This window comes from Chryseosolibacter indicum (genome assembly GCF_018598585.1).
GTDB lineage: Bacteria > Bacteroidota > Bacteroidia > Cytophagales > Cyclobacteriaceae > Chryseosolibacter > Chryseosolibacter indicus.
Window position 1 is genome coordinate 1 of record NZ_JAHESD010000069.1, and the last position, 18987, is coordinate 18987.

16 protein-coding genes are annotated in these 18987 nt (G+C 41.3%); 4 read left to right on the top strand and 12 right to left on the bottom strand.

Going from position 1 to position 18987, the window contains the following annotated elements; all coding sequences use genetic code 11:
* From KK060_RS21030 to KK060_RS21045, 4 genes are all read right to left on the bottom strand, one after another.
* On the bottom strand, positions 1-259 hold a 259-nt coding region (locus KK060_RS21030), incomplete at its 3' end, for an alcohol dehydrogenase catalytic domain-containing protein (RefSeq protein WP_254155984.1).
* Positions 260-328: 69 nt separating this feature from the next.
* Positions 329-904: a peptide deformylase gene (gene def / locus KK060_RS21035; protein ID WP_254155986.1), complete on the bottom strand. Its 576-nt coding sequence runs from the start codon at positions 902-904 to the stop codon at positions 329-331.
* A 57-nt stretch (positions 905-961) separates the two neighbouring features.
* A complete protein-coding gene (locus KK060_RS21040; protein WP_254155988.1) occupies positions 962-1528 on the bottom strand; it encodes a Crp/Fnr family transcriptional regulator in 567 nt (188 codons plus the stop codon).
* 215 nt (positions 1529-1743) lie between these two features.
* Positions 1744-2574 (bottom strand): 5'-3' exonuclease, encoded by an 831-nt coding sequence (locus KK060_RS21045; protein ID WP_254155990.1) that lies wholly within the window; start codon positions 2572-2574, stop codon positions 1744-1746.
* Between the two features lie 173 nt (positions 2575-2747).
* On the opposite strand from KK060_RS21045, the gene KK060_RS21050 reads away from it, so the two are divergent.
* The gene (locus tag KK060_RS21050; RefSeq protein WP_254155992.1) at positions 2748-3587 is read left to right on the top strand and encodes a DUF817 domain-containing protein; all 840 of its coding nucleotides are present in this window, start codon (positions 2748-2750) and stop codon (positions 3585-3587) included.
* Between the two features lie 11 nt (positions 3588-3598).
* Positions 3599-3988, top strand: a complete 390-nt coding sequence (locus KK060_RS21055) for a ribosomal maturation YjgA family protein (protein ID WP_254155994.1) — start codon at positions 3599-3601, stop codon at positions 3986-3988.
* A gap of 79 nt (positions 3989-4067) precedes the next feature.
* Here KK060_RS21055 and KK060_RS21060 read toward each other — a convergent pair whose 3' ends face one another.
* From KK060_RS21060 to KK060_RS21075, 4 genes are all read right to left on the bottom strand, one after another.
* Positions 4068-4382, bottom strand: a complete 315-nt coding sequence (locus KK060_RS21060; RefSeq protein WP_254155996.1) for a hypothetical protein — start codon at positions 4380-4382, stop codon at positions 4068-4070.
* Between the two features lie 172 nt (positions 4383-4554).
* Entirely contained in the window at positions 4555-7227 is a 2673-nt protein-coding gene (locus tag KK060_RS21065; RefSeq protein WP_254155998.1) for an alpha-L-rhamnosidase, read from the bottom strand.
* A 243-nt stretch (positions 7228-7470) separates the two neighbouring features.
* The gene (locus KK060_RS21070; protein WP_254156017.1) at positions 7471-10917 is read right to left on the bottom strand and encodes a PQQ-dependent sugar dehydrogenase; all 3447 of its coding nucleotides are present in this window, start codon (positions 10915-10917) and stop codon (positions 7471-7473) included.
* 362 nt (positions 10918-11279) lie between these two features.
* Positions 11280-11666, bottom strand: coding sequence for a hypothetical protein (locus tag KK060_RS21075; RefSeq protein WP_254156019.1), 387 nt, complete (start codon positions 11664-11666; stop codon positions 11280-11282).
* A gap of 179 nt (positions 11667-11845) precedes the next feature.
* On the opposite strand from KK060_RS21075, the gene KK060_RS21080 reads away from it, so the two are divergent.
* Positions 11846-13207 (top strand): glucuronyl esterase domain-containing protein, encoded by a 1362-nt coding sequence (locus KK060_RS21080; RefSeq protein WP_254156021.1) that lies wholly within the window; start codon positions 11846-11848, stop codon positions 13205-13207.
* Between the two features lie 65 nt (positions 13208-13272).
* On the opposite strand, the gene KK060_RS21085 is transcribed toward KK060_RS21080, so the two are convergent.
* The 3 genes from KK060_RS21085 to KK060_RS21095 form a co-directional block, all read right to left on the bottom strand.
* Positions 13273-13497, bottom strand: a complete 225-nt coding sequence (locus KK060_RS21085; protein WP_254156023.1) for a hypothetical protein — start codon at positions 13495-13497, stop codon at positions 13273-13275.
* Positions 13498-13840: 343 nt separating this feature from the next.
* On the bottom strand, positions 13841-14701 hold the full coding sequence (lgt, locus tag KK060_RS21090; RefSeq protein WP_254156032.1) for a prolipoprotein diacylglyceryl transferase: 861 nt from the start codon (positions 14699-14701) through the stop codon (positions 13841-13843).
* A 12-nt stretch (positions 14702-14713) separates the two neighbouring features.
* Positions 14714-16063, bottom strand: a complete 1350-nt coding sequence (locus tag KK060_RS21095; RefSeq protein WP_254156034.1) for a serine hydrolase — start codon at positions 16061-16063, stop codon at positions 14714-14716.
* Between the two features lie 476 nt (positions 16064-16539).
* Here KK060_RS21095 and KK060_RS21100 point away from each other — a divergent pair, with 476 nt between their 5' ends.
* Positions 16540-18375, top strand: a complete 1836-nt coding sequence (locus tag KK060_RS21100) for a M1 family metallopeptidase (RefSeq protein ID WP_254156036.1) — start codon at positions 16540-16542, stop codon at positions 18373-18375.
* Positions 18376-18564: 189 nt separating this feature from the next.
* Here KK060_RS21100 and KK060_RS21105 read toward each other — a convergent pair whose 3' ends face one another.
* Positions 18565-18900 carry a hypothetical protein gene (locus tag KK060_RS21105; protein WP_254156038.1) on the bottom strand — a complete coding sequence of 112 codons (336 nt, stop codon included), beginning with the start codon at positions 18898-18900 and terminating at the stop codon, positions 18565-18567.
* Positions 18901-18987 lie beyond the last annotated feature (87 nt).

An 18987-nucleotide genomic window follows, 5' to 3' on the forward strand; every position in this document is an offset into this window, starting at 1 on the left:
CCCCCATAACTTTTTGTCCGGGAATAAACTCCGCTGAATCTGCAGCCAACACCTCACCACTAAACTCAAGCCCGGGGATGAAAGGACCTTTTGGCGTGGCACTGTATAATCCCATAATGGCAAAGATGTCGGCATAGTTCAACCCCACGCTTTTCACGGCTACCAATACTTTGCCTTTCTCCAACACCGGAATTTCTGACTGGATATATTTCAGATTTCGTAGTGAACCTGTTTTCTGTACAAGATAAAATTTACGCATGAGACAAAATTAGTCATTAGTCCCTATCATATGCTACCGTAGTACAACTAGTTATTATTTTATGCCTAACTATTCAATAGGATACTTCACCTTAACCAATCCTTTTACAATCTTCTTTAATTTTCCTTCCAGCAGTTTTCTTGTCAGCGGTTTCAGGTAGTCAACATAAAGGATTCCTTGCGTGTGGTCATATTCGTGCTGGATCATTCTTGCTGTAAGGCCAGTAAATGTCTTCTGATGTTTTTGTAAATCTCTATCAAGATACCGAACTGTAATTGACCACGGTCTTGTTACTGTTTGTGAAATACCGGGTATGCTAAGGCATCCTTCATCATCTTCCCATAATCTTTCTGATCGTTCAATAATCTCCGCATTGATAAACGTTTCTATAATGCCTGTATCTCCTTCTTCGAAGAAAGAGGTTCTGTCTTCCGGATCAAGGTTGTTGTATGTTGTTTTGCTATCGACAATAAATAAGCGCAGCGAATGTCCTACCTGCGGTGCGGCAAGTCCACATCCGTCAGCGTTGTACATTGTTTCCCACATGTCATCAATCAGTTGTTGAAGATGGAAAAGATCTTCAATAACATGTACACATTGTTTTCTGAGTATGGGATTGCCATACGCCACTATTGACCTGATCATATGCGGTAACTTTTATGCAAAGTCTTAAGCACGATCAGTATGTGCAATGAACCTATGTTAACAAATTTGCCTGCGAATTCTGCTCAGGGCCTGTGGCGTAATACCAATGTAGGAAGCAATGTATCGCAGGGGAATCTGCCGGATAATATCGGGTTGTTCTTTAAATAATTGAAGGTAGCGCTCGGTTGCATTATATTTTAACAGCGAAAGCTCTCTTTTGCTTTTGGCAAGATAGAGTTGTTCAGCGGCAAAACGACCAAGATAATTACCTGCCTGTGTATTGGCATATACGCTTTGAAGATCGTCATAGGTTATGCTCCAAATCATGGTGTCAGACAATGCTTGCAGCTCATACGCAGATGGTGTTTGCGTGAGGAATGAATCATAGGCACAGGTAAACTCCCTGCTGAAAGTAAAATTAAATGTCAATTCATTTTCTTCATCAGGAATGTAAAAACGTACCATTCCTTCTTCAATAAAAGAAAGGTATTTTTCGGTTTCACCTTTTCTGGTAATGGCTTGTCCTTTCGCAAACACCCGCTTCCGAAAATGAGAGGCTATGTAAGCCCAATCACTTTCTTTCAGGTTGATAATGCGTTCGTAATATTCTCTGATATGACCCATGCTTTTGGTTTTCCCGTGAGGCTACCAAGTTCCTCTGTTTTGTAGTTAAAGTTTGGAAACAGTTGCAAGATTTGCAAGACGTGTTTCAATAACTATATGAATCTATACCGGCATACCATCTTAGGCACCAACCTTTAACCTTAAACCTGTAATTGTAACCTTAAACGTTCCAACAACCCAGAACGCAGAACATCGAACTAACATAACACTTCAACTCACCCAAGCTTCTGAGCCAATGCATTTGCCCTGTCAAGCAAGCGAGGTTCATCCCATTTTTTACAGAGTGCTGCAAAGGTTGCGGTAGGACCATGCCATTGCAGTTGATCCACATCGTCAAATAGTTTGGCATCCGTACGCAATGTAGCTAGGCGTTTGAAGAGCAAGGCTTCTTCACGTTTTTTGCCGAGCACTTTCTCAGGAAAAGCTTCAATGGGTCCATACTCATTCAGGAGGCGGGCTGCACCAACGTTCCCAATACCTGAGATGCCAGGGTAACCATCGGCACTATCGCCAACCAAAGCAAGGAAGTCGGGGATGAGTGACGGACTTACACCAAACTTTTTAAGGACTGTATTTTCATCACGAATTACTTTTGCCCTTCGATCGATCTGCACCACCCGATCTTCACGTACGCATTGACCAAGATCTTTATCGGGCGTCCAGATGCATACTTTTAATACACGAGAATCTTGTGAAGCCAGGTGCGCTGCAGATGCCAAACCATCATCCGCCTCCAGTTCAACCATAGGCCATACAACAATTCCCATAGAAGCAAGCCCTTCTTCCAACGGATGGAACTGCCGACGTAGCACGGGATCAATTCCTTCACCGGTTTTGTAACCATCCCACAGCTCATTGCGAAAGGATTCAATCACATGGTCTGTTGCAACACCAAGATGGGTGGCACCTTCTTCGATCATCTGTAATATGCCATTTAACACACCAACAACAGCACCCAACGGCTTGTCTTTTCCCTTGTTAAAACTGCGCTGGCCGTAGAAATGCCGAAAGAGTTCGTATGTACCGTCAATAAGATGAATGATCATGCAGTAATATAGAAGTATCAGGCATGCAGAACAAATAAGACTAAAGGGATTAATTCTGTAACATTTTTTTGCGCGAGTTCGTATTACTAATGTGTTTACTTTTAGATTAAAAGTACTTTCTATATTTGAATAAATAGCATACATTGTCAAAATAATAAACAAGCCATCGAGCCATGGTAGCACAGATTCTCTATGCGTTAAGTAAGAAACACACCGCCAATCGGGTGGCTAATTACGTGAACGAACTCATTGCGTTTGGATTTAAAAATGTTTTAGCATGCTTTTTTCCTGCATTCATCTTTTGTATGCTCATCCTGTCGAAACTAATTGAAGTTCCATTTATTCCCCGGTATGATTTCTTGCTCATGGCCTGCGTGGCCATGCAAGCCTTTATGTATTTCTCAAAACTTGAATCGGGAATGGAATTGCTTGTAATTACCATGTTTCACCTTCTTGGTCTATCCCTAGAGATCTATAAAGTTTCCATGGGCTCGTGGGCATACCCGGAGTTTGCCTACTCAAAAATTGCAGGTGTTCCTTTATACAGTGGTTTTATGTATGCCAGCGTAGGTAGCTATGTATGTCAAGCCTGGCGTTGGCTAGATCTTAGGTTGGAGAAGTGGCCTGGGATAGTGCCTGCAGGTGTAATTTCTGTTGCCATATACATGAACTTCTTTACCCATCATTATATCTACGATATGCGATGGGTTATTACCGTTCTGCTTATTCTGGTCTTCTGGAATACCAGGTTTGTGTTTACAACAAGCAATGTACAACGGAAAATACCTATGGTGTTGTCTTTTCTTCTGATCGGATTTTTTATTTGGGTCGGGGAGAACATCGCCACGTTCTTCGGCGCATGGAAATATGCATCGCAGCATGATGGTTGGAAAATGGTGAGCTTGGGTAAGATTTCGTCGTGGTTTTTGCTCGTGGTGTTAAGTATTGTTATTGTAGTCCAGCTGAAGTTCTCCAGGAGTAAAATCGAAAACTTTAAAACTTATTTATCGTGAGCTTAACGTCTATGGTAAGATTTCATAAAAGGTATTTTGGGCTCACTATTGTTATCTTCATTTTCGAAGTTCTTATAGCACTCTTTGCCAGAGACCGATTTGTTCGTCCTTACCTTGGCGATGTACTCGTTGTTATCCTCATTTACTGTTTCATTAAATCATTTCTTGACGTGCCGGTTTTTCCCCTGGCGATGTTTGTACTGGTCTTCGCGTTTACAATAGAATTTCTTCAGTATCTTAATATTGTTGAAAAGCTTGGTCTCGCGCATTCAGCTCTGGCCCGAACAGTAATCGGAACTTCTTTTGTATGGAATGACCTCGTGGCTTATACTTCAGGTATTGCAATTCTACTTATGGTCGAAAAATTTATCTTCGGAAAGAACCTGTATAGGGTACAGTAATTCTTATGTCTTTGCACGAGATTAGCAGAGCACAAGCGGACGCTTGCGCTGGAGGTGATTTTTTTAGACTAAAAAGATATTAAAATTTAGTTGGATCGTCTTCATAACCAACTCCCTTTATATCTAGCTGTTTTAGTGTTTTTCTATTGAATAGTATTTTGTCTTTTGCCAATGCTCTAGTTGTTCGAATGTCGAAATAGTAGTCATAAACACAATTACACGTCGTACCTTCAATTTCCAGTTTATGCCCCTTAGTTTTAACAATTTTTCGTTCGCATTTAATGATAAAATTTAAGGTGTCATTTTTTAATTCCTCAGCCAAAGCCTTAAATTGTCCAAGGCAACTTCCTGTAGCCCTTAAATGAACAACAATTTTATTGCTTCTCTTTTTCATTAAGTCAATGCTTGAAGGAGCATACACGTCTTGACATTCTGAAAAGTGAAAGTTAACTAATTTGTACTTTGGTACATCTCGCAATACCAAGCTAAAGATTGCAATTACAAGTATAAACTTCATTTATTTGGCATTATGTTTCACGATTCGCAGTTACCTTGAAGCACTATTCCTACTTCCAAATAAACCTATACCTACCAGCCTCGAGCTTCATTTCTTTTTCTTTCACTTCCTTTTTCTCCATGTACAGTTTCAGGTTCCTGAACTGAGGAATATGAAAGGTTGCCGTTGTATTTGCCGGAATAGTTACGGTGTAAGTAATGGTCTTTCCCTTGCGGGACCACGATGATTGAATCAACCCGCTTACGCTGTTGTAACTGCTTTCAACATGTTGAAGTGTAGTGGGAAAGGTGGGGTTAAGTATGATGTTCGAGAAGCCAGGATTTTCAGCATCGGGTTTAATGCCTGCAAGTGCCTTGTATATCCACGCCCCAATTTCACCAAACATAATATGATTTAAGGAGATGTCATGTTGTGCGTTGATGTCCCAGTTTTCATATAGTGTAGTGGCTCCGTTCTTTATCCACCAGCCCCAGGACGGATATGTTTCCTGTGCTGCAATTTTGTAGGCAACATCGGCATAGCCATTATCGGCCAACGCATTGAGAATAGCTTTCTGGCCAAGCAGCCCTACGTCTAAATGAAAGTTGTCTGCTTCAACACGCTTGGCTAGGTTGGCAGCTACGTGTTCTTTAAACTCATCGGGTACAAGTCCCCAGTAAAGCGGTACGCTTAGTTCTGTCTGTAATCCTGTAGCATATATTCCCTTCTCTTTGTTAAGATATTTTTCGTTGAATGCTTTCTTGATCTTCTCCGCTAAGGCGTTGTATTTGTTATGATCATCTTCCTTGTTCAGGATTCTCGCAATCTTTGCGAGGATGGAAGCATCGGCATAGTAGTAGGATGTTGAAGTTAGTTCTACGGGTGATACTGATTTTACCGGAACCCAGTCACCCAGGCCCCACGTAGTAAGACTGGTAGGGTAGGTGTAATCAATGTAATCGACATACCGCTTCATGTTCTCGTAGTTGTCTGCTAATATTTTTGTGTCACCATAGAAGAGGTAGATGTTCCAGGGGATGATGGCAATGGTGCTTGTCCAATCAGGACCGTTACCCCACTCGTAACCCCATCCACCGGTAGGGATGATAGAAGGAAGTACGCCGTTGGGTTGTTGCTCATCGCGATGGTCTGCCATCCATTTCTCATAGATGGTAATGCCATCAAAACTGTAAAGGCCTGTTTCAATGGCTATCTGTGCATCACCTGTCCAGCCGTTCTTTTCCCGTTGAGGACAATCAGTAGGATAGCCAAACAGATTTGATAGGTAAGCATTGTTGGTGGCAGCTAATATTTTGTTTAGTGTTTCATTCGAAGATTTAAAAGTCCCTACGGGAGGAACATCACTATGCATGAAATATCCGGTGAGGTTCTCTGGCGTAAGTTGCAATGGAGTGCTGCTTGTTACTTCAACATACTGAAAGCCTTTGTAGTTGAAGTGTGGCATAAAACGTTCTTCTCCTTTTCCGCTCAGGATAACGATGTCCGTTTGAAATGGATCAGAGTTATCACGGGGCCGGTAGTGGGGGTCGATGTTAGAGATATCAACATGGCCATTAGCATAAAGTCTTTCACCATGCTTTAGCCGGATAACAGTACCTGAAGGACCGGAGACTTTCAGTTGACTAACTCCGGAAATATTTCTACTGAGGTCAAACACATACGTGGTGTCATTCAATTTCCTGATTTTTTTTGTCTTTATTTCTTCAACGTTTCTTATAGGATGTAACACCTGGGCTACAATGTTTGGTGAAGGTGATGCTCTGTAGATTACATCTTTCCATGCTGATGCGTTGAAGTCGATGGTATTCCATCCAGGCTGTTCCTGGCGTGCGTCGTAATGTTCAGCGGTATAGATGCTATTGAAAATAACCGGGCTCAATGAGGTCTTCCAGGTCTTGTCGGTGGATATGGTTTCTGTACTTCCATCGTCATAGGTTATGCGCAGGTCCATACAAAATGCAGGACGATTACGCCATGGTGCTTTATCGAAATACCACACTGCGGTAGATTGGTGATTATACCATCCATTTCCGAGCAGAATGCCAATAGCATTTTTTCCCGATTTTACCCGAGCAGTTACATCGTGTGTTACATAAAGCGTGCGCCTGTCGAAACGCGTATACATTGGATCAAGGCGGTGATTCCCAACCTTTTCGCCGTTAAGAGAAAGTTCATACAATCCTGCTACCGCGATGTATGCGCGTGCAGATTTGATTTTGCGTTTCGCTTCAAATTCTTTTCTGAAGTAGGGAGCTGGCTTTAGATCGACATCATGGCCATCAGCAATCCAGGCACCTTTCCAGTTCTTACTATCGATAAGTGCTGTCTCAAAACTGGCAACTTTGCTTTGCACAGATTCTTTTCCGTTCTGATCCACCACTTTTACAGTCCAGAAGTATTTAGTAAACGGTTCGAGACTTTTGCCTTGGTAGGTAACAAGACTCTTGGAAGATTTTACCCAATCAGAATCCCAGGCATTGGCTGTTGCTGTTAAGAGTTGAGAAGAGTCAGTGCCTACCAAGATGCGGTAAGCAGTTTGCCTTGCGCCTGTGCGCTTATCTTCAAGGCGCCAAAGCAGTCGCGGATGTATTTCATCTATGCCTATCGGATTTTCGATAAACTCCGTACGTAGATCTGCGGCAACCATCGGACTTTGTGCGAAAGCTTTATTACTTACTATGGAAAGGAGAAGAGCTTGAAAAAGAAGGAGAGACAGCTTCATTAACATTGCGTTTTAATTACAGCAGGTAACTTAGCAATTTATGGTGTTTATAAAAATTATGTTGCGAGCTAACCGATACTTTAGTTTTGATGGCTATTAAGCATTGTAAGTTTTGATTAAGGAAACTAAGGAGACTTACTTGTATTTAAAATAAAAGAGCACAAAGAATCTCTTCCTTGTGCTCTTTAATGTATCGCTTCTGCGAATTAATAATACTGATAATAACTTATCACCAATATAATATTAGTATTTTGCTAGTTTGATTTTTTCCTGAGAACCTTTAATACTGATCAGGTAAATTCCAGCAGGAAGTGTTGTAATATCAACCGATGTTCCATAGCCGGAGGCCACTTCTTTACCGGAGATGTTGAGTACCTTCCAGTAACATGCCTGAGAAAGGGTGTACTGACCATGTGATGGATTGGGATAGGCATGAATGCTTTCTTCGCTACGTGTATTGGTGTTAAATACCTTTCGATCAGTTGATGTGGCATGAACATCGCCTGATAAGGCAAAGTCTACATAGTCGAAATTGATGTCGCTCGCCTCGAAAAATACACGCAATTCACCAACACCTTCGTGCAGGTGGATATCATGAACAATAACAGATTGCCAGTTTTGAAATCCTCCAGTATTGGGCACAGCAATAGGACCGGTGATGTCAATACCATTTTGCTCTAAGTGAAATCGCTTATTGTCATAAGGCGTACTTACCCTGAAAGCAATGTCGTAATCGCGGTGCTCAGTAACATTAACAGTATATTCCAACCACTCGCCGGCACTAACCCAACCAATATTGTAATTACTACCTGCGGCAGGCTGAATGTCTACATTATCAGTTCGAAAACTTCCTCCTGCATTACCTGTGCTTAGATCGTGGTAAGCAATGCCTTCTCCGTCAAGATCATATTTTTCGGCTTCAACTCTGCCTGGTATAAGCGCGGGAGATCCTTCGTAAGGTGTCTGAATACTTCCGCAGCTGTCAACTTGTATGCTCACTGTTTTGCTATTACTACCCACGATGTTGCTTACCGTTAGCGACACATTTTTGGTACCAGCACCTGTAGTATAACGTACTGTATGAGGGCCGGCACCTGTAGCCGTAGCCGGATCTGCACCTGAACCAAAGTTCCAAACATAGGTATCTACCTGCCCTAGTGAAACAGAGGTATATGTTACAGGCGCACCAATGCACGTTGTAACCACGCTCGCTTCAAAGTCAGCAATAGGAGCTGATGAAGGATCGCCGGTAAAAGTAAACTCAATGTAATTTATGTTCACGTCGTTCTCTTCAAAAGCAAGCCTTATGATGTGACTACCTTTTGTCAAATGGATATTGGCTACTGTTGGCGTTTGCCATGCCTGGAAGCCTCCCGTTGTAGGAAGGTTCACGGTTCCGGTAACATTTACACCATCTACTTCCAGGTGTAACTTTCGGTTAGCGTAAGGTGAAGCTATCCTGAAGCTTATCCTGTAGTTTCCGGTATGTGCTATGTTTGATGTATATTCGAGCCATTCGCCTGCCACTACCCAACCAATATTGTATCCGCCTTCACTGCAACCTTCGGTGCCTACACCATCGCCAGCGCGGAATCCACCGTCACCGCCCTTGTTAACATCAAAATAAGCATCAAGACCTTCATCATAGTGTTCCGCTTCTATCTTTCCAGGTATCTGTGCTATAATACCTTGGTAAGGACGTTGACCCACGTCGGTAGCAGTATAATAAGCAGTGTATGTTACGTCTGTAGTAGGCGCCGTGAAGAGCTGGTTTGCAGCCCCACCATGCTCCCAATGATCAAAGTCATAGCGGGTGTTGCCTACAAATTGTGGTGTAGGGGCATTCAATGCCTGCAGGCTTGCGTTCTTCACCATCCGCTGAACTACAGGGGAAGTGCCCGGCTTCAGGTTAAGCTCTATGTTCAATCCGTCAGGTACTGTTCTGACGGTAGTTGTAATGAGGTTTGGATGAACATCGACAAATGCAGTTGATGGTAACCCGTTACTGTCTTTTACTGTTACCGTGAAGCGATACCAGATATTGGGAGTTTTCTCTCCCTGGCTACCCGCACTAAAGTTTCCTGACTTTACGCCTGCAGGATTTGCTCCTGGATGGGAGTGTCCTGCGCCTGGCACATCTTCATGAAAGAGGTCGATGCTCCATGAATATGCGCTGGCAGGAAGCTCGCCATCTTCTACATCATTAGCAATAGCTTCGAAGTAAATGTTATCATCTGCATTCCATGTAAGCGTTGGTGAGGGTGCAACAATGCTCACGGTAGGCCTGTTGTTAAAGGGAAGCACAGTGAGGGTTGCACTTCTGCTTTCTACTGAGCCTGCTGCATTTGAAACAATACAACGGTAGCTGCCAGCATTCGCTGCTGACACTGCTGCGATGGTAAACGATGAACTTGTGGCTCCGGAAATATTGGCATTGTTGAACTGCCACTGGTAATTAATTGGGGGAGCGCCGGAAACATCTACGGTAAACGTAACAGGGCTTCTTTCAATAATACTTTGTGATATCGGATGGTTGATAACCTCAGGGGCAGGGCTTTGTTCATACTTGAGCCTGATGAGGTTACCATTGTTGCCATACTGACAATAGTAGATGTAACCATCGTTGCCAACAATCATGCCCAGCACCTGGTTGTGAGGTGAAGTATAGAATACAGTTGATGGAGGATTAGGCTGGGTCCAATCAAAATAGCGCATGTCGTTACGCAGAAAATCTTTTATAATAAAGCGGTTGAAAAGCTCCGCGGGGTACCTTGATACGTCGGGATTATAAAGTAATCCGTTGGTAAGTGCGTTTCCGATAGAGCCTGTAGCGAAGGTAAATATCGGGTTGACAAACATGTTTGTTTCTGTTTGCATGCCGTCACCGCCTTGTGGGTGCCCCCACCCGTAATTATATAATGGTGCAGGATTGGTGATGTCATTAATTTCTTCCCATGAAGTGCCTACATCCAACACAAAAAGTTTGTTGGCCTTGATGTTGGGCACCAAACGGAATGGATTTCTAAATCCATATGCAAAGATGCTTTGACGCTGAACGCTGCCAGAACCAAAGAAAGGATTGCCCGGGGCTGGTTGTCCGTTCTCGGTGACGCGAAGAATCTTTCCCCGGGTATTATTGAGATTTTGCGAGTTGGCATTATTCTGACTATCACCTGTGGTGATATACAAAAAGCCATTAAAGAACTTCAGGTCGCCACCGTTGTGAAAGCCATTCTCGATAGGATCTAATGTAAGAATCTGCTGGCGGCCGACTTCCTGGTTACTGCTATTAATTTGTACACGCTCGATGATGTGGTTGAACTTGTCGCTGCGTGTATAGAACACATAGATGTACCCGTTGTTCATAAAATCAGGATGCAGGGTCAGGCCGAGAAGCCCCTGTTCGCTATCGGTAGTGGTGGATACAGTAAACACAGTTGCAATGGAACCGTTCTGGTATACCTTCACCCTGCCTGCCCTTTCGGCAATAAAGATGCGGCCATCGGCAGCTTGCTCCAATGAGAGACCTTCCTGGATTACTGCGCTTGGGGTCAGGTCTTCTACAACATATTGCGCAGCAAGGGGTTTTTGGATAAATAAAAATGCGAGGAGAAGCACAGCGGACAACAGGCTTCGTTTAGTGAAAGCAGTAGCTTTCCGTATGATGATATTATCATCGTAGCGTTTCATGATTAAAAGAGATTTTGAGTTTAAAAATTAATGTTGCTGTGGGAGACACATGCTATGGAGTGAGCATGCTTTTGATGATTGGTCTTTGTTTGTTACTTCATTGGTTACACTTTAAGTAATACATTTATTAACTGTATGTTAAGTTTTTTTATATATGACTTAACATGCGTTAAAGCGCAACGATAGAACAAAGTTCTATTAGACTTATAGACAGGTTTTAATACGCCTATGCGTATAATGTAACCCGTTATCAGCTGTTGTTTGTGCATTGTAAACTTTGAAACGATGCAATCTTCCGATGAAATGAAAGACACCTTCGATGTTGTAGTGATTATGTGATACACACATGGTGGAAAGAGAGCTTAGCCACCTGAAGAGCCGATCCAGACCAATATGGATACTATAACTAACGCAGCCCAGGAAGGATGTTTGGCTTTTGAACATATTAATGAAATAAGAAACGCTACGAAATAGGTAAAGGATAATGTCTTCAGTACGAAGGTACCCTCAGGACTGATGTTGACTTCCGAACTATAATAGAAGAAGATTGCAGCGGAACCTAAACCAAGAACGCTTGTTACATGCCATGCCAGTCGCAATGTTTGTTTTGTTGCCAGGATACTTCCGAGCACTATAGGGAGGTTGTCTAATTTTTGGATAGGTCGTATGATTTTAATCTCGCCGAATACGGAGTGAGAAAGGCATATAACAGCTGCAACTATAGAAGCGATAAGCAGGTAGTAGTTCATTGTATGAATATAGGGGAAGGAGGGAAGAATTGTGTGATTTAAATGCACTTAAATTCATTTGCCATTTTTTATCCTCTTTAACTCTGCCTCAATCACCACGATAAAAGTTTAGGTGTTTTACCGGGTTAGATAGGTGTATAAATAAATGTATCTTTAAACTGACCATAAACAATCGACAGATGAAAATAGCGTACCTGTTTTTTTCTTCTCTGCTATCCATCACGGCCTTTGCACAGCCATCACAAGCAGTAATGGATTCAATCAATGCCATCACCCAAACCGATTATGAGAACATGCTTGGACAGCTCGGGTTAAAACGCAGCGCTTTACGTCCGGGCCCATCTGGGAATCCTTCTGCTCCTAACGCTGCTAACAGATTTGAGGACAAGGTCAATAAATACAACTTACCTAATCCGTTAATTTTTAAAGACGGCAGAAGGGTGAAAGGTTCTTCAGATTGGAATCGACGAAGACAGGAGATCATAGACGAATTTGAAAATGAAATTTATGGCAGACTTCCCAGTCAACTTCCGTCTGTAAAGTGGGTAACAATTTCGGCCACTGATACCGTTGTAGGCGATTTGCCTATTAAAGAAAAACGATTAAAAGGCATAGTTGATAACACTGCTTATCCTGCGATAAAAGTAGAAATAGAATTGTTGTTGGCAACGCCGGCGAAAATAGAAGGTGCTGTACCTGTTGTAATAGAATTTGGATGGATACAAAATCCCTTTAACAGGGCGCCTATTCAACCCATAGGTCTTGGTTCTTCAACGGAGCCATCGTGGAAAGAGCAATTGATCATGAGAGGCTGGGGTTACGCGATCATGGTGCCGCATAGCGTACAGGCTGATCATGGCGCAGGGTTAACACAAGGTATTATTGGCCTGGTGAACAAAGGTAAACACCGTAAACCGCATGATTGGGGGGCATTAAGAGCATGGGCGTGGGGAGCAAGCCGCACAATTGATTACCTCGAAACAGACAAAGACGTAGATAGCAAACGTCTCGCCATTGAGGGACTTTCGCGTTATGGCAAAGCTGCGATTGTAGCTATGGCCTTTGAGCCGCGGCTCTCATTGGGGTTTATCGGATCATCAGGTGCTGGTGGCGTAAAAATTATGCGCAGAGTTTTTGGAGAGCAAGTTGAAAACCTATGTTCATCTGCCGAGTATCATTGGTTTGCGGGAAACTTTATTAAATATGCGAGTAAGCTGACGCCAGATAATTTGCCTGTTGATGCCCATGAGCTGGTGGCACTATGTGCTCCTAGGCCAGTGTTTATTAGTTCAGGCTCACCTCGCGTTGAAGGGCAGTGGGTAGATGCCAAAGGGATGTTTCTTGGTGGCGTGCATGCAGGTGCTGTTTATCGTCTTTTAGGGAAGAAAGACTTAGACACGACTGAGTTCCCGGCCTTAGGTACAGCATTAACAAATGGTGAAATTGCCTATCGGCAACACGCAGGGGGGCACAGTACTGGCCCCAACTGGAGCACGTGGATAGCATGGGCATGTAGGTATTGGGGCGATTGCAAATATTGAATAAATCAAAAGGCTCGATGCGGGTCACACGAAGGATTAGTGAAGGAACAAGTACATCGACTATGTCAGTTGTTTAAAGCGAACAGAGCAATAATTAACACAAAGTAAAACGCTGCGCCAGTTGATAGAAGAATTACAAATTTTTTCTCTGAATTCTTATTATTGTGGTAGAAAATCTGATATCCATTAAAGCTCACGAATATGAAGAACAAAAACGGTCCCAAGAAGAAAACGATCAAATCCTTCTCAAGTAGTCCCTTTTTATCCTTATTGTTTTCTATTTCCTTCATTGTCTAAATGAGCAGCAATTTGCTGCCATTCTCTTTATTCTCTACTTTCTGCCTTGTTGCAAGTTGAACACTGTACCTGCCGGGTCCATAATCCAATGCATATTTTCAGGTAACTCTTCAAGTTCGTCGCACGTTTTAACTCCGTTGGATTTTAAATAGTTCGTTGCTTCTTCTACATCCGGCACTGTTAAGGTTTCTCCTGAGCATCAAGTTTTAGAATGTCACGGTAAAATGTAACCGTTTGATCGTATTTACTTTTCGGTATCTTGATTGCAATATTAATTCCTGCTTCGAATTTCGTTTTCATCGAGACTACTTTTGGTTTATCCTTTGATGTCGGTTATTAATCTTGTGTTATTAATAACTCATCTCTCTGTTTATCTCTTTTCGTTTTTATTAGCCCATAGACCATAAAGGCTAGTCCAATAAGTATGTATGGTAGGCTTAGTAGTTGGCCCATATTTAATGTCATACTGTCTTCAAATCCCACCTGATTTTCTTTAAAAAACTCAATGATAAATCGTGCTGTGAATATTAAAACCAGTAATAACCCAAATAGGAATCCGTTTCTAAGTTTTGCTCGTTTAGTTTTATAAAGCCGGATCATAACTGCAAAAATCAGGAAATAGCAAATTGCTTCATATAGTTGAGCCGGATGTCTCGGAACATTATCCACCCTTTCGAAAATAAATCCCCAGGGTTTAGTTGTAGGGCTTCCAATTATTTCAGAATTCATCAAGTTTGCAATCCTGATAAATGCCCCGCTTAATGCGGCAACAACAGCAATTAGATCAACAGTATTAATCATTGATTGCGTGGTTGCTCGCGAATAGAAAAACAAGGCAATTATCAATCCTAATGCACCGCCATGACTGGCTAATCCCTGGTATCCAATAAATTTAATCCCGCCATCAGGAACAAAACTGATTGGTAAAATAATTTCCCACGGGTGTGACAGATAGTAAGAGGGTTCATAGAACAGACAATGACCTAATCTTGCGCCAACAAAAATTCCTAGTACTCCGTAGATGATCAGAGTGTCTAATTTGTCCAACGGAATATTTTCATTTTTAAAAATCGATTTTAAAACGAAAATGGATAGGAATATCCCTCCGGCAAATAAGATCCCGTAATATCTTAATGAGATCCCCATGATGTTGGCGATCTCAGGATTAACATTCCAAGGAATGAAATTTATTTCCATCTGTATTAATCTTTATTCCCCGATTTTGTCTGCTACTTTGGTTGCTAATCCTTGTGTGATTTTTAATTGAATAACTTTATTGTCTCGAGAAACGAATTCAAGAACTGTATCCTCATCATTAATAAAGAAAATACCATCTCGTTCTGCTAATAACTTTATTTTATTGTCTCGGTTAACTTTCATAAATAATGCTCCAGCTTCTTTTGAAATTTCTACTTTGTAATTCTCGGAGACCTCATATGTGCCAACATATTTCAGGAGTGTGGTTTCGTCGAGATGAACTTCCTTTTTTGGTTGAGGAACATCGTACGGCATGTTTTGCCATGCAGCATACATCGTGTTTCCTATTTTTTCTAATGTGTTTGAGGTAATATTATTCAAAAGTATAATACAGACTTGATGCTCAGCTGCCATTAGAAAATAACTCGTCGCTCCCGCCACGTTTCCCCCGTGACTGATAATCTTATCTCCATGAATGGAATCAATAAACCAACCATAGCCGTAATCGCCTAAAAAGGGAGTAGTAGCTTGCTGAAACATGTCTTTAGAAATGATTTTAAACTCAGTTAGGCCCGTATAAAACTTAAGGAGGTCACCTGTTGTACTATACAAAGCACCAGACGCATAGGTAAGAGTAGGATTCCAAAATTTAATTTCTACCTGCTTCGTAGGTGATATAAAGGAGTAACCAGTCACTTTGTTCTTATCTTTGAGTTCCTGGAAGTTAAAGCCACTCTGATACATTTTCAGTGGATGAAAAATATATCTGCTTAATGCCATTGGATAGGAGATCCCTGTTACTTTCTCAATAATGATACCCAGTAGATCATAACCAGAGTTCGAATAGCTGAATTTACTGCCTGGCTCGAAATCAAGTGGTTTATTGATAAAAAAGGCCATCTTTTCTTCAGGAGGAAATGCACGGGTAGTATTTAGTTGTTCTAAATATTTCGGATTACGGAATGACTCATAAAGGCCGGCGGTATGTGTAAGCAGATGTTTTATTTTTATTTCATTGCCCCTTGGGTAGTCAGGGATATACTTGATAATTGGATCATCTATTGATAGTTTACGTTCTTCAGCAAGTTTTAAAATTAATAAAGCAGTAAAGGGCTTAGTTAATGAACCAATTGGAAATATGCTATTCTTAGTAATCAGGCTTTTAACTGCTGCATTTTGATAGCCTAAACTTTTCTCAAATACTTTTTTTCCATCCTGGATTATTAACGCCGATCCATTGAATTTATGAATGGATACATATGCGTTTAGTAAACTATCAATCTTGGCCTGTTTACTTTGTGCGTTTAGGGAAAGACTGGCAAATAATACAATTGTTTGTAGTGGTCTTCTTAATAGAAGCATGTGAGTTTTTAAGTTTAGAATTTAACTAACGTTCTATACCTGGTTGATCTTCAAGTGCAATCCGACACAGTTAGTATTGTTTCAAACTTATGAATAAGCTTCTTCATTTCCTGAACTTTCCGCTTTCTTTTTAGCCCGGGACCCGTAGTTTGACTTTAGCAGACAGCGATGTTTTAGCGTTCCGGCAGGATTGTAATTGAAGTCGTCTTTTTTTTACAATTACTACAGGATACCAGTTCATTTTATACTGAAAGACCTAAAATCTTTATTAAAGGTTTGTGAAAAGCAAGCCAGCATGAAGCAATACCATTATTATTCCATTACTGTCTTATATGTCCAATATTCTTAATCCTTTTCCCGACAAATGTCAAACTTTTTTAGCTTGCGTTGCGTCCTTAAGAGACTAAATAAAACATAAGGTGTATACGTTTTTGCGTTATATTCTCATCACAACTGCTTTTCTGTTTTTTATTTTCATGGAAGGGTACAGCCAAAAATCATTGCCTGTTTCCGCTAATTTCAAGAATAGTTATCGGCATCAGGTGAGAGATACAAGTGGTTTGCCTGGACATAACTATTGGCAGAACCGTGCTGATTATATTATTGATGTTCATTTTTCTCCGGAAACAAGAGTGATATCAGGAAGCGTTTTAATCCAATATCAAAACAATAGTCCGGATACCCTTACTAAAATTGTTTTTAAACTCTATCCTAATTTATATAAAACGGAGTCAGTAAGAAGTAAACCCATTAGACTTCAGGATCTTGGAGATGGCCTCATTATAGATTCAATGCTATTAGATAACCTTGTGGTTGAGCCAAGCCGGCTATCGGTTAGGGGAACGAATATGACTATAAAGGAAGTAGTTGTTCCACCGGGAGGGAGGCTTCAGGTGAAAATGAAATATTCTTATACGCTTAATCAAAGTTCTTTTATACGAACAGGTCAGGTTGATACAGGTGCATTTGTAATCGCTTACTTCTTCCCGCGTATAACAGTGTATGACGACATCGACGGCTGGAACGAATATCCCTACTTAGGTTATGAAGAGTTCTACAACGACTATGGTAATTTCGATGTGAACATTACAGTGCCAGATAACTATCAGGTTTGGTGCACAGGAAGCCTATCCAATACCAACGAAGTTTTTGATGAGCATTACGCCCAGCGCATAGCAGCAGCGGAAAGAAGTGATAGTGTTGTTGATGTCATTACAAAAGCAGATTTGACGCATGGTTCTATTTGCAAACAAAATGGATTTAACACGTGGCGCTTTCAGGCAGCGGATGTTCCTGATGTAGCTTTTTGTGTAAGCAATCATTACGTATGGAAATCAGCCAGCGTTGTAGTTGATTCAATGAGTAATAGAAGGGTTAGAGTCGATGCCATCTATAACCCAGATCATAAACAGTATAATCCTGTTATCAACTATGCCGTGCGAACAGTAAAGGCGATGAGTTATACGTTTCCTGCAGTTCCGTTTCCGTACACTCACATCAGTATTTTTGATGGCCTTGATGCCATGGAATACCCAATGATGGTGAACAACCTTCCCTGGAATACAGCGCAGGAGGTAGTTGAGCTTACAGCACATGAAATATTTCATACGCTGTTTCCTTTTTATGTGGGTACAAATGAAACAAAGTATTCTTTTATGGATGAAGGGTTAGCGACGCTCGCTGAATTCACATTGCATCCCCTCATCGCACCTGAAGTTCCTTTAGTGTATGATATCAGTGTAGTAAACGAAGTATCCGGTACGGATTATGACTATCCAATCATAACACTTACACCCCAGCTTCATGCAAAGTCGCGGTATGTGAATAAAGATTTGAAGCCCGCGTTGGGATTCTATTATGTAAAGGAAATGCTCGGCGAAAAGAAATTTTCTGAAGCATTACGATTCTTCATCATGCATTGGAAAGGTAAACACCCATCTCCTTACGATTTATTTAATTGTATAAATACAGCCACAGGAGATAATCTAAATTGGTTTTGGGAAGATTGGTTTCTTAATAAAATCTCTCCGGATTTAAGCATTGGTTCAGTGAACAGAAAGAAGGATGAATATGCAATAGAAATACGCAAGCTGGGTAATGGAATCGTACCGATACATTTACGACTCTATTTTGAAGATGGGTCAGATAAATTTGTTACCAAACATATATCATGCTGGTCGAATAAGAACGATGTCTATACCATGAAGATCCGTACTAAGATACCCGTCACAAAAATAACTTTGGGTGGCGATTATGATGTTGATATTGATAAGACAAACAACGTTTGGGAAGCCAAAGGAAGGATGAGGTGAAGTTAAGTATCAGCAAAATAGAGGTGTGATATCAGGGCTACCGCCTGGATACATTCTCGTTAATGTTTACCCCTTTAGTGTTGCACGTTTGTTATTGGTGAAGAACACCCAACCAAGGCTAGAAGTAATGCGGCATATCAATTATTAATTGTCAAACTCTTTGCGTATAAATTATTATTAAGTCGTGTGTCAGCTTACTTCACTGCTGTTCCTGTGTTTTGGAGGAAATAGTGCTATCCCGGCAAGTGGTACACCAATAAGGTTTACCAGGTAACCAAAGAAGATGAACACAGCAGCACCCGTCACACATTTTGGGCTATCCGCTTCGAAACTGTAAACTAGCCCTTGAGCAGAAAGGAAAGTTGCTACAATGGGAACGACTAGCCCGAGTAAAAAACATCCAAGAATGGCAACAACAAAGTTAACCCGATCAATTTTGTTTTTCCTTCTTCCGATTGAAATCAGAATAATCAATGGGGTCAGTATCGTTATAGTTGGAATAATCAGTACAAGGAGAAGCCTCATATCAATAATTTATTCTTGTTCTGTTAAAAATTCTTTTCATCGTTTGCTCGTGTTAGAGTTTCTTCACCAGCAAGAGTGTGAGTTGGG

What these genes read in the sequence shown, in the direction of transcription:
- def (WP_254155986.1), bottom strand. Translation starts at nt 904, where the DNA reads ATGATCAGGTCAATAGTGGCGTATGGCAATCCCATACTCAGAAAACAA.
- KK060_RS21040 (WP_254155988.1), bottom strand. Translation starts at nt 1,528, where the DNA reads ATGGGTCATATCAGAGAATATTACGAACGCATTATCAACCTGAAAGAA.
- KK060_RS21045 (WP_254155990.1), bottom strand. Translation starts at nt 2,574, where the DNA reads ATGATCATTCATCTTATTGACGGTACATACGAACTCTTTCGGCATTTC.
- KK060_RS21050 (WP_254155992.1), top strand. Translation starts at nt 2,748, where the DNA reads ATGGTAGCACAGATTCTCTATGCGTTAAGTAAGAAACACACCGCCAAT.
- KK060_RS21055 (WP_254155994.1), top strand. Translation starts at nt 3,599, where the DNA reads ATGGTAAGATTTCATAAAAGGTATTTTGGGCTCACTATTGTTATCTTC.
- KK060_RS21060 (WP_254155996.1), bottom strand. Translation starts at nt 4,382, where the DNA reads ATGAAAAAGAGAAGCAATAAAATTGTTGTTCATTTAAGGGCTACAGGA.
- KK060_RS21065 (WP_254155998.1), bottom strand. Translation starts at nt 7,227, where the DNA reads ATGAAGCTGTCTCTCCTTCTTTTTCAAGCTCTTCTCCTTTCCATAGTA.
- KK060_RS21070 (WP_254156017.1), bottom strand. Translation starts at nt 10,917, where the DNA reads ATGAAACGCTACGATGATAATATCATCATACGGAAAGCTACTGCTTTC.
- KK060_RS21075 (WP_254156019.1), bottom strand. Translation starts at nt 11,666, where the DNA reads ATGAACTACTACCTGCTTATCGCTTCTATAGTTGCAGCTGTTATATGC.
- KK060_RS21080 (WP_254156021.1), top strand. Translation starts at nt 11,846, where the DNA reads ATGAAAATAGCGTACCTGTTTTTTTCTTCTCTGCTATCCATCACGGCC.
- KK060_RS21085 (WP_254156023.1), bottom strand. Translation starts at nt 13,497, where the DNA reads ATGAAGGAAATAGAAAACAATAAGGATAAAAAGGGACTACTTGAGAAG.
- lgt (WP_254156032.1), bottom strand. Translation starts at nt 14,701, where the DNA reads ATGGAAATAAATTTCATTCCTTGGAATGTTAATCCTGAGATCGCCAAC.
- KK060_RS21095 (WP_254156034.1), bottom strand. Translation starts at nt 16,063, where the DNA reads ATGCTTCTATTAAGAAGACCACTACAAACAATTGTATTATTTGCCAGT.
- KK060_RS21100 (WP_254156036.1), top strand. Translation starts at nt 16,540, where the DNA reads ATGGAAGGGTACAGCCAAAAATCATTGCCTGTTTCCGCTAATTTCAAG.
- KK060_RS21105 (WP_254156038.1), bottom strand. Translation starts at nt 18,900, where the DNA reads ATGAGGCTTCTCCTTGTACTGATTATTCCAACTATAACGATACTGACC.